Annotated in this window: 12 protein-coding genes and 1 tRNA gene; 12 read left to right on the top strand and 1 reads right to left on the bottom strand. The window is 42.6% G+C overall.

Annotated features, from left to right (window positions below; all coding sequences use genetic code 11):
- Window positions 1–133: 133 nt before the first annotated feature.
- The 9 genes from AC0OMU_RS18490 to pgmB all read left to right on the top strand — a co-directional run bounded on the left by AC0OMU_RS18490 (window position 134) and on the right by pgmB (window position 11,990).
- Window positions 134–1,084, top strand: coding sequence for a LacI family DNA-binding transcriptional regulator (locus AC0OMU_RS18490; RefSeq protein WP_181220178.1), 951 nt, complete (start codon window positions 134–136; stop codon window positions 1,082–1,084).
- A gap of 112 nt (window positions 1,085–1,196) precedes the next feature.
- Window positions 1,197–2,966 carry a maltogenic alpha-amylase gene (gene mdxD, locus AC0OMU_RS18485; protein ID WP_474241409.1) on the top strand — a complete coding sequence of 590 codons (1,770 nt, stop codon included), beginning with the start codon at window positions 1,197–1,199 and terminating at the stop codon, window positions 2,964–2,966.
- A 95-nt stretch (window positions 2,967–3,061) separates the two neighbouring features.
- Window positions 3,062–4,315, top strand: coding sequence for a maltodextrin ABC transporter substrate-binding protein MdxE (gene mdxE, locus AC0OMU_RS18480; protein WP_015384728.1), 1,254 nt, complete (start codon window positions 3,062–3,064; stop codon window positions 4,313–4,315).
- Between the two features lie 41 nt (window positions 4,316–4,356).
- Window positions 4,357–5,664, top strand: coding sequence for a maltodextrin ABC transporter permease MdxF (gene mdxF, locus AC0OMU_RS18475; RefSeq protein WP_015483739.1), 1,308 nt, complete (start codon window positions 4,357–4,359; stop codon window positions 5,662–5,664).
- Window positions 5,665–6,501 carry a maltodextrin ABC transporter permease MdxG gene (gene mdxG, locus AC0OMU_RS18470; protein ID WP_015384725.1) on the top strand — a complete coding sequence of 279 codons (837 nt, stop codon included), beginning with the start codon at window positions 5,665–5,667 and terminating at the stop codon, window positions 6,499–6,501. It begins immediately after the preceding gene.
- A gap of 4 nt (window positions 6,502–6,505) precedes the next feature.
- Window positions 6,506–7,390 (top strand): DUF1189 domain-containing protein, encoded by an 885-nt coding sequence (locus AC0OMU_RS18465; protein ID WP_015483738.1) that lies wholly within the window; start codon window positions 6,506–6,508, stop codon window positions 7,388–7,390.
- Window positions 7,368–9,641 (top strand): maltose phosphorylase, encoded by a 2,274-nt coding sequence (gene mdxK, locus AC0OMU_RS18460; protein WP_015483737.1) that lies wholly within the window; start codon window positions 7,368–7,370, stop codon window positions 9,639–9,641. The genes AC0OMU_RS18465 and mdxK overlap by 23 nt, the downstream gene beginning before the upstream one ends.
- Window positions 9,634–11,319: an oligo-1,6-glucosidase gene (malL, locus tag AC0OMU_RS18455; RefSeq protein ID WP_015483736.1), complete on the top strand. Its 1,686-nt coding sequence runs from the start codon at window positions 9,634–9,636 to the stop codon at window positions 11,317–11,319. The genes mdxK and malL overlap by 8 nt, the downstream gene beginning before the upstream one ends.
- Window positions 11,316–11,990: a beta-phosphoglucomutase gene (gene pgmB, locus AC0OMU_RS18450; protein WP_015384722.1), complete on the top strand. Its 675-nt coding sequence runs from the start codon at window positions 11,316–11,318 to the stop codon at window positions 11,988–11,990. The genes malL and pgmB overlap by 4 nt, the downstream gene beginning before the upstream one ends.
- Before the next feature lie 62 nt (window positions 11,991–12,052).
- On the opposite strand, the gene clpP is transcribed toward pgmB, so the two are convergent.
- Window positions 12,053–12,646 carry an ATP-dependent Clp endopeptidase proteolytic subunit ClpP gene (clpP, locus tag AC0OMU_RS18445; RefSeq protein ID WP_003228214.1) on the bottom strand — a complete coding sequence of 198 codons (594 nt, stop codon included), beginning with the start codon at window positions 12,644–12,646 and terminating at the stop codon, window positions 12,053–12,055.
- 269 nt (window positions 12,647–12,915) lie between these two features.
- On the opposite strand from clpP, the gene AC0OMU_RS18440 reads away from it, so the two are divergent.
- The 3 genes from AC0OMU_RS18440 (at window position 12,916) to AC0OMU_RS18430 (ending at window position 15,209) form a co-directional block, all read left to right on the top strand.
- A tRNA-Arg gene (locus tag AC0OMU_RS18440) sits at window positions 12,916–12,991 on the top strand.
- 804 nt (window positions 12,992–13,795) lie between these two features.
- Window positions 13,796–13,930: an IS3 family transposase gene (locus AC0OMU_RS18435; RefSeq protein WP_141770194.1), complete on the top strand. Its 135-nt coding sequence runs from the start codon at window positions 13,796–13,798 to the stop codon at window positions 13,928–13,930.
- Between the two features lie 964 nt (window positions 13,931–14,894).
- Window positions 14,895–15,209, top strand: a complete 315-nt coding sequence (locus AC0OMU_RS18430) for a hypothetical protein (protein WP_015483734.1) — start codon at window positions 14,895–14,897, stop codon at window positions 15,207–15,209.
- The last annotated feature ends 8 nt before the right edge of the window (window positions 15,210–15,217 follow it).

Genomic DNA, 15,217 nt, shown 5'->3' with positions numbered 1-15,217 from the left:
GTTTTTAACAAATTGAGGTTTCCTTAAGGGAAATCTCTTTTTTATTTCTCTTTTGCCTGCATCGTATATTTAGCAGTAATAGAGGACTTTATCACTAGTTTGGATAATAAGCACAGATAAGGAGGGGATGAAAATGGCAACATTGTCAGATGTGGCGAAAAAAGCAAATGTTTCGAAAATGACGGTATCACGAGTGATCAATCACCCTGAGACGGTGACAGATGAATTGAAAAAGCTTGTTCATTCTGCGATGAAAGAGCTGAATTACATCCCTAATTATGCGGCGAGAGCGCTCGTGCAAAACAGAACACAGGTTGTGAAACTATTGATACTTGAGGAAATGGATACGACAGAACCATATTACATGAACCTGCTGACAGGAATCAGCAGGGAGCTGGATCGCAATCACTATGCTCTCCAGCTTGTGACAAGAAATTCTCTTAATATTGGCCAATGTGACGGCATTATTGCCACCGGCTTGAGAAAGAACGATTTTGAAGGTGTAATAAAAGCTTTTGAGAAGCCACTCGTCGTATTTGGACAAAATGAAATGGGCTATGACTTTATCGATGTGAATAACGAGAAAGGCACCTTTATGGCAACCCGCCATGTTATGGGGCTGGGGGAGCGGGAAGTTGTCTTTTTTGGCATTGATTTAGATGAGCCTTTCGAACGTGCAAGAGAACAGGGGTATATACGGGCGATGAATAAAAGCTTTAAAAAATCGAATATGTTTCGGATCGACAACAGTTCTAAGAAAAGTGAATGCCTTGCAAGAGAACTGCTGAAATCCATGGACAATCAGGCCGCATTTGTCTGCGCATCTGATCGAATCGCGCTCGGCGTCATTCGTGCGGCGCAATCCCTTGGAAAGCGAATTCCAGAAGACGTTGCGGTTACCGGGAATGACGGTGTGTTTCTTGATCGCATCTCCTCGCCGCGCTTGACTACGGTCAGACAGCCTGTTGTTGAAATGGGGGAAGCCTGTGCGAAAATGTTGCTGAAAAAAATGAATGAAGACGGTGCTGCACAAGGAAGCCTATTTTTTGAACCAGAGCTAATTGTACGACAATCAACGCTGTAAGCGCCTTATTCTGTTATCGGTAACAGGGTGAAAAGGATTGTTCCCACAATTTCATCATGATAATTTCAAACTATGAGCCGGCTTCAATATAACGGAAATCAAAGGGGGAAACATGATGGAATATGCAGCGATTCACCACCAGCCATTCAGCACCGATGCTTATTCTTATGATGGGCGGACTGTGCATATCAAGATTCGGACGAAAAAAGGTGATGCAGATCACATTCGATTCATTTGGGGTGATCCCTATGAGTACAACGACGGCAAGTGGTCGGCAAACGAGCAGCCGATGAGGAAAATTGCTGCTACAGAAATGCATGACTATTGGTTTGCTGAAGTGGTGCCGCCATTTAGGCGTTTACAATATGCGTTTGTTGTAACAGACGATCATGAAGACATCTTTTTCGGAAGTTCGGGTGTATGCCCTTATAACGAAAAAACACTGGAAACGATTCATTATTACTTTAAATTTCCGTTTGTTCACGAGGCTGATACATTTCAAGCGCCTGAATGGGTCAAGTCAACGGTTTGGTATCAAATTTTTCCGGAGCGTTTTGCAAATGGAAGAGAAGACTTGTCACCGAAGAATGCATTGCCGTGGGGGAGCAAGGACCCGGACGTCAATGATTTTTTTGGAGGGGATTTACAAGGGATTGTTGACAAGCTTGATTATTTAGAGGATTTAGGGGTGAACGGAATTTATCTGACACCGATCTTTTCCGCACCTTCTAATCATAAATACGACACGCTGGATTACTTTTCTATTGATCCGCATTTCGGGGACCCTGAGCTTTTTCGTACATTGGTCAGCCAGCTGCATCAGCGGGGGATGAGAATTATGCTTGATGCGGTTTTTAACCATATAGGAAGCGCGTCTCCGCAATGGCAGGATGTCGTCAAAAATGGAGATCAATCCCGCTATAAGGACTGGTTCCATATTCACTCTTTTCCCGTTACAGACGACAATTATGACAGATTTGCTTTTACAGCTGATATGCCGAAGCTAAACACGGCTAATCCCGAGGTGCAGAAATATTTGCTTGATATTGCTTTGTACTGGATACGCGAATTTGACATTGACGGCTGGCGTTTGGATGTCGCAAATGAAGTGGATCACGCTTTTTGGAAGACATTTAGGCAGGCTGTATCTACTGAAAAGCCTGACGTTTATATTTTAGGTGAGATCTGGCATTCTGCCGAACCTTGGCTTAGAGGGGATGAATTTCATGCGGCGATGAATTACCCTTTTACAGAGCCTATGATTGAATATTTTGCTGACCGGACGATCTCAGCCTCACGTATGGCCTACCGTGTCAATGCGCATTTGATGAATGGGATAAAGCAAGCCAATGAGGTGATGTTTAATTTACTGGATAGCCATGATACAAAGCGCCTTTTGACCAGATGCCGCAATGATGAGAAGAAAGCACGTGCGTTGCTGGCCTTTATGTTTGCCCAGACAGGCTCACCATGCATTTATTACGGAACGGAAATCGGGCTGGACGGCGAAAATGATCCTTTATGCCGGAAATGTATGGTTTGGGAAAAAGAAAAGCAAAATCAAGAAATGCTTCTATTTATGAAGCGGTTAATTGCTTTACGCAAACAGGAAAACACTTTATTGACTGAAGGACATCTTGAGTGGAATCTGCTGGATGACCAAAACGATTTTATTAGCTTTTCACGGACTCTTAATGAAAAAATACTGATTTATTTCTTTAATCAAGGGAATGCGGTTCAACATGTCAGTTTACTGGATTTGAATATTGAAAGGAATAAGAAAATCTGTGATGCATGGACAGAGCAGCAGCTTCAGCATCACGATGTCATTGCCGTTCAGCCGGGAGAATTTTTGATTTTGAGTGCTGCCGCCCCTGTATAACATTCTGTTATCGGTAACAAATCAAAAGTTGTTGTAACCGCTTTCTACAGGACAATACAATTGTTATAGTTTCGTAAATAGAAGGGGGAAAAGAGATGGTTCTTTTTAAAAAGGGGTTCGCCATATTGGCGGCATCATTCCTGGCAATCGGCCTTGCCGCCTGCTCAAGTTCAAAAAATCCAGCAAGCGCTGATGGCAAAAAGGTGCTGACTGTGTCTGTCGAAGAAACGTATAAAGAATACATTGAAAGCATAAAAACAAAGTTCGAAAAAGAGAATGATGTCACAGTAAAAATTATTGAAAAGCAAATGTTCGAACAGTTGGAGGCGCTTCCCCTTGATGGCCCGGCGGGTAATGCGCCTGATGTTATGCTTGCTGCATATGACCGGATCGGCGGTTTGGGACAGCAAGGACATTTGCTTGACATTAAGCCATCTCATACAAAAAGCTTTGGTGATAAAGAAATGCAGCAGGTGACAGTTGACGGCAAAGTGTACGGAATGCCGCTAGTCATTGAGACACTTATTTTGTATTACAATAAAGATCTTTTAAAAACAGCGCCAAAAACATTTAAAGACCTTGAAAAGTTAACGGAAGATCCTCGATTCGCGTTTGCTTCGGAAAAAGGAAAATCAACCGGATTTTTAGCAAAATGGACTGACTTTTATATGTCGTACGGCTTATTGGCTGGATACGGCGGATATGTATTTGGAAAAAACGGCACAGATTCCGGGGACATCGGCCTGAACAACAAAGGGGCTGTAGAAGCGGTGAAATATGCGGAGAAATGGTTTAAAACATATTGGCCGAAAGGGATGCAAGACAATTCAAGCGCAGACGACTTTATTCAGCAGATGTTTTTAGAAGGCAAAGCGGCTGCGATCATTGGCGGACCGTGGTCAGCTGCCAACTATAAAGAAGCTAAATTGAACTACGGAGCGGCTCCCATTCCGACATTGCCAAATGGAGAAGAATATGCCCCTTTTGCGGGCGGGAAGGGCTGGGTAGCTTCAAAATATACAAAAGAACCCGAGCTGGCTGAAAAATGGCTGGAGTATGCTGCAAATGATGCCAATGCTTACGCTTTTTATCAGGATACAAACGAAGTTCCGGCCAACACTGCCGCAAGGAAGAAAGCCGATGAGCAAAAGAATGAACTGACGTCAGCTGTGATTAAACAATATGAAACAGCGACGCCGACTCCAAATATTCCGGAAATGGCTGAAGTATGGACAGGAGCGGAAAGTTTGATTTTTGATGCAGCTTCAGGAAAAAAATCGACACAAACATCAGCGAATGATGCTGTAAACGTCATAAAGGAAAATATTAAAGAAAAGTATGTGAAATAAAACGGCGGGATAGCGTCCGGAAGAATAGAGGGCGGAAAAAAATGAATAAACATCACACACTTGCAAAGCAAAAACGAAAGGCAGGGCTTTTATCGATCATTCCAGGACTTGGGCAGATTGCGAATCAGCAATTGTCAAAGGGGCTCTTATTTCTTGCCATCACAGGCTTGTTTGCTTTTGAATTATGCGTTTTCGGTATACAGGCGCTAACCGGATTGATGACATTGGGAAGTGTTCCCGGTGAAGACCACTCGCTGTTTATGCTGATTGAAGGCACGCTGCAATTGATCGTGACGGTGATTTTCCTCATGTTCTATATCTTTAATATTCATGATTCGCGTAAGACCGCCGCCATGAAAGCGGCGGGTTTGGAAGTCAATACAACAGCCAAGGATATGATCTGTCATGCGGGCGATAAAGGGTTTCCATATCTATTTACACTTCCGGCATATATCATGATGGTGTTTGTGATTATCTTTCCGGTTTTGGTGACTCTGTTTGTTGCATGTACAAACTATGATTTTTATCATATTCCGCCTAATCGTCTGATTGACTGGGTCGGGTTTAAAAATTTCTTAAATATTTTTTTCCTTGGCTCCTATCGTGAAACATTTGTGAATGTACTGGGCTGGACGGTTATCTGGACAATCTGTGCAACAACGCTGCAAATCATTTTAGGTATTGTGACGGCACTTTTCGTCAATCAGGATTTTATAAAAGGCAAGCGGATATTCCGAATGATTTTCTTATTTCCATGGGCTGTTCCGGCTTTTATTACAATCATGAGTTTTTCTAACATGTTTAACGACAGCATAGGAGCGGTGAATGCACAAGTGATTCCACTATTCAATCACCTGCCGTTTGTTGAGCTGCCTGCGATCGCGTGGAAGACCGATCCTTTCTGGACAAAGACAGCCCTCATTATGATTCAGACGTGGCTCGGCTTTCCATATATTTATGTCATGGTAACGGGAGTGCTTCAGGCGATTCCAGGTGAATTGTATGAAGCGGCAAAGATTGACGGGGCCACATTTATTCAGCGTTTTCGGCATATTACATTTCCGATGATTTTATTTGCGACAGCACCCGTGATGATTACTCAGTATACGTTTAATTTCAATAATTTCTCGATCATCTACTTATTTAATGAGGGAGGGCCAGGCAGTGCGGGAGCCGGGGCCGGATCGACCGATATCTTAATTTCGTGGATTTATAAACTGACAACAGGCACATCACCCCAATATTCCGTTGCGGCGGCTGTGACACTGTTAATTTCTTTCATTGTCATTGGAATTTCACTGATTGCTTTCAAAAAATCGAATGCTTTTGGCAATGAGGAGGTTATGTAGGTGAACGCGAGCACTGCCAGAATGCTTAATAAAATCTGTACGTATTTCTTTTTGACGCTTTTAAGTATTGTCATTATATATCCGTTGCTGATTACGGCATCATCAGCATTCCGTGTGGGGAATTCGGCGGCTTTTCAGCTCGATTTTTCGGGTTCTTGGACATTGGGTCATTTTAAGCGGCTATTTGACGAGACGCTTTATCTCAATTGGTACAGCAATACACTTGTCATCGCGCTATCGGTCATGGTTTTGCAGGTTACAATCGTGACACTTGCCGGATACTCGTACAGCCGCTATCGGTTTGCAGGCAGAAAAAAGAGCCTGGTATTCTTTTTAATCATTCAAATGGTGCCGACAATGGCGGCGCTGACTGCTTTTTATGTCTTGGCGATGCTAATAGGCGCACTCGATCAATACTGGTTCTTAACAGCGATCTATATCGGCGGCGGAATTCCGATGAACACGTGGCTGATGAAAGGTTATTTTGATACTGTGCCGAGAGAAATTGATGAAGCCGCGCGAATTGACGGAGCGGGACATCTGAGGATTTTCGCTTCAATTGTTCTGCCGCTTGTTAAGCCAATGCTCGCGGTACAAGCGCTTTGGGCGTTTATGGCACCGTTTGGCGACTATTTGCTGGCGAAGTTTTTGCTTCGCTCACCGGAAAGGCTGACCATTGCTGTAGGATTACAATCCTTTATTTCTAATCCGCAGCAGCAAAAAGTAGCTCTATTTGCGGCTGGTGCCATCCTTGCCGCACTGCCGATATGCGTTCTATTCTTTTTTCTCCAAAAGAACTTTGTGTCCGGTTTGACAGCCGGCGGAACAAAGGGGTAATTCAATGAAGAATCTGGAGAATAAAAGCTTTATCATCCGCTGCCTGAAAGCGGCTGCATCTCCATCAGGTGTTTGCCGCTACGGGAATACCTTCAGCTGGCTGCAGCTCTCTTTTCTCTTTATGTTTTTAACGGCCTGCTTAATGGCGCCGTTAACGGTTTCGTTTGTGAAAATGGATCGCTTCAGCGTTTCATCTTTCATGCCGTCAGCGATTCAAGGGGTTAATGATCAATTTGCTGATCAATTACAGGGTTTTAAAATCAGGAACGGAAAACTAAAAGGCGGGAAGAGCTCTGAGAGGATTGAAGATGGGCAGAATGTGATGGCAGTCGATATGAAGCATGAATATGAGACAAGCGGTGAGAATGGGCGATTGAAAGTAACTGGATTTGAAAACGCCATCATATTTCAACCTGATCAACTGGTGATCACCGATCAAAACGAAACGGGGTTTTCTGTTGGCTATGCGAAAATGGACGTTAAGCTCGAGAAACCAAACGTCCATGATGTAGAGGTTTTGATCGATACATTATGGTTGGCACAGTATAAGCCGATGATCATGATGCTGGCATATACGGTGGTTTCTATGATCCAGCTTTTGTTAACGTTTGTTCTTACCGGAGGCCTCTGGATCACAAAAATATCAAACATGGTCTCTATTGCATCATTCAAGGAAGCGGCCTCTATAGCGATTTGCGCATCAGCACTGCCGGCATTTGCGGCAGCTGCTATCGGCATGGTTCATTTTGATTTGATTACTGTATTGATGATCCATTCGTGTGGCGTTACTTTGATGATCTCTTTTGCATTTAGATATTTGACCAAAACCCGCCGTGATAATGGAAACTTACATTCGGGAGGAAATGATGATAAATCAGCGGTTATTTGAGATTGATGAATGGAAAATCAAAACAAATACATTTAATAAGGAGCATACACGGCTGCTGGAAAGCCTGACGTCTCTTGCCAATGGTTATATGGGGGTCAGAGGGAATTTTGAAGAAGGCTATTCAGGCGACAGTCACCAAGGCACATATATTGCAGGCGTGTGGTTCCCCGACAAAACGCGAGTAGGCTGGTGGAAAAACGGGTATCCAGAATATTTCGGAAAAGTGATCAATGCAATGAACTTTATGGGCATAGGCTTATATGTTGACGGTGAAAAAATCGATCTCCATCAAAACCCAATCGAATCATTTGAGGTAGAACTCAATATGAAAGAGGGGATTCTGCGGCGAAGCGCTGTTGTCCGCATTCAAGATAAATCCGTCAGAATCAGGTCTGAGCGGTTTCTTAGCCTTGCTGTAAAAGAACTCTGTGCGATTCATTATGAAGCGGAGTGCCTGACGGGAGATGCTGTCATTACGCTTGTTCCTTACCTGGATGGAAATGTGGCAAATGAAGATTCTAACTACCAAGAACAGTTTTGGCAGGAGGAAGCGAAAGGTGCTGATTCTCACAGCGGCCATTTAGCGACAAAAACAATCGAAAATCCATTTGGAACACCGCGCTTCACGGTTTTAGCCGCAATGGCAAACGAGACGGAGGGTTTTGTCCATGAAAGCTTTAAAACGACTGAAATGTATGTCGAGAATCGCTACAGTTATCAAACGAAGGCATCATTGAAAAAGTTTGTGATTGTCACGACTTCCCGTGATTTTCGGGAGGAAGAGCTTTTAACGAAAGCCAAAGAGCTTTTGGCGGATGTGGTTGAGAACGGCTATGAAAAAGCAAAACGGAGGCACACTGATCGATGGAAGGAAAGATGGGCAAAAGCGGACATTGAGATTAAAGGAGATGAGGAGCTACAACAAGGAATCCGCTACAATATCTTTCAGTTATTCTCGACGTATTACGGGGGCGATGCCCGTTTGAATATCGGGCCGAAAGGATTTACTGGCGAGAAATATGGAGGTGCAGCATATTGGGATACTGAGGCGTACGCCGTTCCGATGTATTTGGCGACAGCCGAGCCGGAGGTGACGAAAAACCTGCTTTTGTATCGCTATCATCAGTTGGAGGCTGCTAAACGCAACGCGGCAAAATTGGGGATGAAGGGGGCACTTTATCCGATGGTGACGTTCACCGGTGATGAATGCCACAACGAATGGGAAATCACCTTTGAAGAAATTCACCGCAATGGCGCGATCTGTTATGCGATCTACAATTATATCAATTATACAGGCGACCGTAACTATATGGAAGAATACGGGATAGACGTTCTTGTGGCAGTCAGCAGATTTTGGGCCGACCGTGTTCACTTCTCGAAACGAAAAAATAAGTATATGATCCATGGCGTCACAGGGCCGAATGAATACGAAAACAACGTTAACAACAATTGGTATACGAATGTCATTGCGGCTTGGACGTTGGAGTATACTCTACAAAGTCTCGAAAGTATCTCAGCGGAGAAACGCCGCCTTCTGGATGTGCAGGAAGTAGAATTGAAAGTCTGGAGAGAAATCATCCAGCACATGTACTATCCATTTAGTGAAGAACTGCAAATTTTCGTTCAGCATGACACGTTCTTGGACAAAGACCTGCAAGCAGTTGACGAATTAGATCCAGCGGAGCGGCCTCTTTATCAGAATTGGTCATGGGACAAGATTCTCCGCTCCAATTTTATTAAGCAGGCAGATGTTCTCCAAGGCATTTATCTTTTTAATGACCGTTTTACAATAGAAGAAAAACGGCGAAATTTTGAATTTTATGAGCCGATGACTGTTCATGAATCAAGCCTATCGCCCTCTGTCCATGCGATTCTCGCAGCCGAACTCAAGCTGGAAAAGAAAGCGCTCGAATTATATAAGCGCACAGCAAGGCTTGATCTTGATAATTACAATCATGATACGGAAGAAGGCTTGCATATTACTTCAATGACGGGTAGCTGGCTGGCAATCGTTCATGGCTTTGCAGGCATGCGCACCGCGAATGAGACGCTGTCATTTGCTCCGTTTTTGCCGAAAGAATGGGACGAATATTCATTCAACATCAATTATCGAAATCGATTAATCAATGTGACGGTTGACGAAAAGCGCGTTATTTTTGAGCTTGTAAAAGGCGAGCCGCTGCACATGAACGTTTATGAGGAACCAGTTGTCCTACAGGGACGATGTGAAAGGAGAACGCCTAATGAGTGAATGGTGGAAAGAAGCTGTCGTTTATCAAATTTACCCGCGCAGTTTTTATGATGCCAATGGAGATGGATTCGGGGATTTGCAAGGTGTGATTCAAAAGCTGGATTACATCAAAAATCTCGGGGCGGATGTCATCTGGCTCTCCCCGGTATTTGATTCCCCGCAGGATGACAACGGATATGATATCAGCGATTACAAAAACATGTATGAAAAGTTTGGGACAAATGAAGATATGTTTCAGCTGATTGATGAAGTCCATAAACGCGGAATGAAAATCGTCATGGATTTGGTCGTGAACCACACATCAGATGAGCATGCTTGGTTTGCTGAAAGCCGCAAGTCGAAGGACAATCCTTACCGGGATTATTATTTTTGGAAAGATCCTAAACCGGACGGCTCAGAGCCGAATAATTGGGGATCGATCTTTTCAGGCTCAGCGTGGACATACGATGAAGGAACAGGGCAGTATTATTTGCACTACTTTTCGAAAAAACAGCCTGATTTAAATTGGGAAAACGAAGCCGTTCGCCGGGAAGTTTATGATGTAATGAGATTCTGGATGGATAGAGGCGTTGACGGCTGGCGGATGGATGTGATCGGCTCTATTTCTAAATACACCGATTTTCCGGACTACGAAACGGATCATAGCCGCAGCTATATTGTCGGCCGTTATCACTCTAACGGCCCACGTCTTCATGAGTTTATTCAAGAGATGAACAGGGAAGTGCTTTCTCATTACGACTGCATGACAGTCGGAGAGGCAAACGGCTCTGATATTGAAGAGGCGAAAAAGTACACAGATGCAAGCAGGCAAGAGCTGAATATGATCTTTACATTTGAACATATGGATATTGATACAGAACAAAACTCGCCAAATGGGAAATGGCAGATCAAGCCGTTTGATTTGATTGCTTTAAAAAAGACGATGACAAGGTGGCAGACCGGGTTAATGAATGTCGGCTGGAATACCCTTTATTTTGAGAACCATGATCAGCCGAGGGTTATTTCCCGCTGGGGCAATGACAGGAAACTGCGTAAGGAATGTGCGAAGGCATTTGCAACGGTTTTGCACGGCATGAAAGGAACGCCGTTTATTTACCAGGGAGAAGAAATCGGCATGGTCAACAGCGATATGCCGCTGGAGATGTATGATGATCTTGAAATAAAGAATGCATATCGTGAACTAGTCGTCGAAAACAAAACGATGTCAGAAAAAGAGTTTGTCAAAGCCGTGATGATAAAAGGAAGGGATCATGCGAGAACACCTATGCAGTGGGATGCCGGAAAACATGCGGGATTCACAGCCGGAGACCCATGGATACCGGTAAATTCCCGCTATCAAGATATCAATGTGAAAGAGTCCTTGGAAGATCAAGATTCGATTTTCTTTTACTATCAGAAGCTCATTCAATTACGAAAGCAATATAAGATTATGATATATGGCGATTATCAGCTGTTGCAGGAGAATGATCCGCAGGTCTTTTCTTACCTCCGAGAATATCGAGGGGAAAAGCTTCTTGTCGTTGTGAATTTATCGGAAGAAAAGGCTCTGTTCGAAGCGCCTCCAGAACTGATTCATGAGCGTTGGAAAGTGCTGATTTCAAACTATCCGCAGGAGCGGGCTGACTTAAAGAGTATTAGCCTCAAACCTTATGAAGCTGTGATGGTCATTAGTATATGAAAGCGGTCATTTTTGATTTAGACGGAGTGATAACAGATACGGCTGAATATCATTTTCTCGCTTGGAAGCACATCGCAGAACAAATCAATATCCGCTTTGACAGAGACATGAATGAAAGGCTAAAAGGAATCAGCAGAGAAGAGTCACTTGAAAGCATATTGATCTCTGGCGGTGCGGAAACAAAGTATACAAATGCGGAGAAACAAGAACTTATGCATCAGAAAAATCACGATTATCAAACGTTGATCAGCAAATTGACGCCGGAAGATCTTTTACCGGGGATTGGCAGGCTCCTATGTCAATTGAAAAACGAAAATATAAAAATCGGGTTAGCATCTTCAAGTCGCAATGCCCCCGAGATTTTAAGACGATTGGCAATTATCGATGATTTTGATGCCATTGTTGATCCGACGGCTCTTGCGAAGGGGAAGCCTGATCCTGACATCTTTTTAACAGCTGCAGCGATGCTCGATGTTTCCCCTGCTGATTGCGCGGCAATAGAAGACGCAGAAGCAGGCATTTCTGCAATCAAATCTGCGGGGATGTTTGCGGTTGGTGTCGGTCAAGGACAGCCGATGCTTGGTGCTGATTTGGTTGTGAGGCAGACGAATGATTTGACGCTTGAGCTGTTACATGAGGAATGGGAGCAGTATAGAATAAAAAGTGTTTAAGGGAGTCAATTCCTTGAAATGAAAAAAACCTGCAAGAGACGCAGCTCTTGCAGGTTGTGTTATTACTTTTTGTCTTCTGTGTGAGTCAAAATTTTGTCAATCAGGCCGTATTCAAGCGCTTCTTCAGCAGACTTGAAGTTATCACGGTCTGTGTCGCGTTCGATCACTTCAAGCGGCTGGCCAGTACGTTCAGCAAGGACTTTGTTTAATTTGTCGCGAAGCAAGAGAATGCGTTTCGCGGCAATTTCAATTTCTGTCGCCTGACCTTGCGCACCGCCAAGTGGCTGGTGAATCATGACTTCACTGTTTGGAAGCGCATAGCGTTTGCCTTTTTCGCCGGCTGCAAGCAGGAACGCGCCCATTGACGCAGCCATACCGATACAAATTGTAGAAACCTTCGGCTTAATAAACTGCATGGTATCATAGATCGCCATACCGGCTGTAATAGAGCCGCCCGGGCTGTTGATGTAAAGAGAAATTTCTTTTTCAGGGTCTTCTGCTGCTAAGAATAAAAGCTGTGACACGATGGAGTTCGCAACGTTGTCATCAATCGCAGATCCAAGCATGATGATACGATCCTTTAATAGACGAGAATAAATGTCATACGCTCTTTCCCCGCGGTTCGTTTGTTCAATGACTGTAGGTATTAAATTCATAATGCTCCTCCTTCACCTTTTAGGTAAGTATGTAGTTACATGATACATTTTTGGTCAATAAAGGTCAAACAAAAAGCTGGCTTGATATGCAAAGTCGTCTCTTTTTCCCATTTTCCCCAAAAATACAGGGGTTCAAACCATCGTATGTCAGATTGCCAATTAAGATGCTTTGTCTATTTAAAAAACGGCCTCTCGAAATAGAGGGTTGTTATTTGAATGGAATTATCGTATAATTAGTTGTGCTGACGTTCTCATAACGCAGTCATTCTGCGCTCGTAGCTCAGTTGGATAGAGCGGTGGTTTCCGGTACCACGTCTGTCGGGGGTTCGAATCCCTCCGAGCGCGTCCAATAGAACAACAGGAAAGACAAGGGTTTGGCGATTTGCCGCTCTTGTCTTTTTTGTGTGAAGTAATGAAAAACTAAGGATTCTGTTTCCTGTATATATTATAGGAGTAAGAGCTTTCTGATGTGTCAAATATCTTCAGCAGATGTTATAGAGTGCGTACAATCCTAATGCCCTTGAGTGCTTATATAATTTTCGAAATCATTTTTTATACGAAAAAGAGGTTAGAGATCTATAAAAAAGGTTTAAATAAGTTTAATATGAAAAAATAAATACTATCCCTTACAAGTTTAACAGCTCACTTTTCGGCAGTGGCTATCAACTAGTAGGGGATTTTTTATGGCGCGAAAAGGACAACATTTTTACCACTATATGAAAGAAATTAACATGAAAGCCGTCAACTTGCATGTAGAAGGAACTAAAGCGCTGTAACGCGTTATCTGAAGAATAAGGGCTTCAGAGTTCAAACCAGCTCAAAAAATTGGGTAAAAAACGCCGTGGTATTTTGAAGAGCAACGGGGAAAGAATAAAAAGTCAGACAACCTTTTTATAGGATGCCCTAAGACAACGTTTAAAAGCGTTGAGGAAGAACGAGATTATCTAAAGGTACAGGTTGAATAACTAAAAAAACGTTATCCGATTACATGGCTGGCGGTATCGCCAAGGTGTCAAGATAAGGATACTAAAAATGGTGCAAGACTCAAAGGGTTCGAATGGCAAGGTATCAGAGAGATCAGTTGATTAAAGAACACATTATGGCGAATCACCATTCGCGCCCCTTCTATGACTATCCGAATTACTGTAGCTGTTAAAGAAAGAAGGCTTTTCCGTCAACCATAAGCGTGTTGACAGGTTGATGAAAGAGATGAACATCCATCGATCATTCGAAAAAAAGGGACGTTATTCTGGAAGAAAGGCATCGATTGTTCAATCAAACTGACTGAACCGAGAATTTTAAACCAATCGACCTAACCAGCTATATGTAACCGGTATTACCTATATTGTAGTGGACAGCTCCACTCTCTGATCAAGGATCCCAATACACAACAAAAACATATCATAAGCGATTCGAAACCGTTTGTTTGAAGGGCAGTCATTCTCGTAAGGGTAACGGTCTGGATAATGTATGCATCGAATTGTTTTTCTCACACCATACTTTTCTTCATGCCAAATTGAAATAGAGCTACACAAGAACATTAAAGATTATTCAGTTATATCAACGATTCCAGAAAAATTTAAACCAGTGTGCTCCGATAGAATACCGTAACACACTGGTTGCTTAGTTTTTTTATGCTGTCTACTTGACAGGGGTAAGACTAACTAACCTATCGGGTATCTTTTTTACGATTATTTTTATTTTTCGGTGCTATGTAGGTTGGGCCACAAACAAATCCTACAACCATAATAACGACTCCTACCCACCGGACAGCATAAAAATCAGTATCACGTAGGAAGACGAATGAAAATAAGGTAATGATCGTCCCAATAATCACTGCAACTGCCCAGATATTACTTGATTTCCTCATTTAAAAGCTCCTTTATAACTTAATGTTTCAGCTGAGTATTGCGATGTAAAATATAACATACTGTGGATTAAATGGAAAATCCTAAAGGTAATGAATTGATAGCACTATTTTTAACGAATAACAACTCTATTGAATTAATATCTGAATAAAAAAGTTCTTAATACCCATTTTTTTTTTTTGAACTCTATTTACAATACAAAATCTAGTCAAAAAAACTTTACTTTAGTTTAATATTAAACGAATCGTAATAGAATGAATTCGTATAAATGAGGTCATTTTCACCTATAAAATAATATTTTCACATTAATTATAATAATTTGACATATTAAACTTTTATTCCTAATATTGGATTTGAATACAAATAAAAGGAGGAGTTTTGTGAAGCTTAAAAGATTTGTTATAGCTGTTACTATTGGAACTGGAATTCTGGGGTCTGTAATGTATTCGTCGGCTTCGGCAGCAACATTAGAAACAAAAAAAGTTGAACTGGAAAATGTCTCTCAGGAAGGCAAAGATGCTAATGCAGCAGGCATTGGGAACCTAGCTCAAAAAGCCTGGGTTTATGGGACTGAAGCTGCAAAGCATTATGGAGGCAAAGCTTTGAATATGTTTTTAGACAATGGAGGGTTAGGTATAGCTAAGCCTTCAAACGAAGAGGTACAAGATATGGATGTTATTTTTGACAAAAAATAATTTATAAG

It is taken from the genome of Bacillus sp. FAU18, from assembly GCF_056033885.1.
This window is presented reverse-complemented; position numbering and strand designations above follow the sequence as displayed.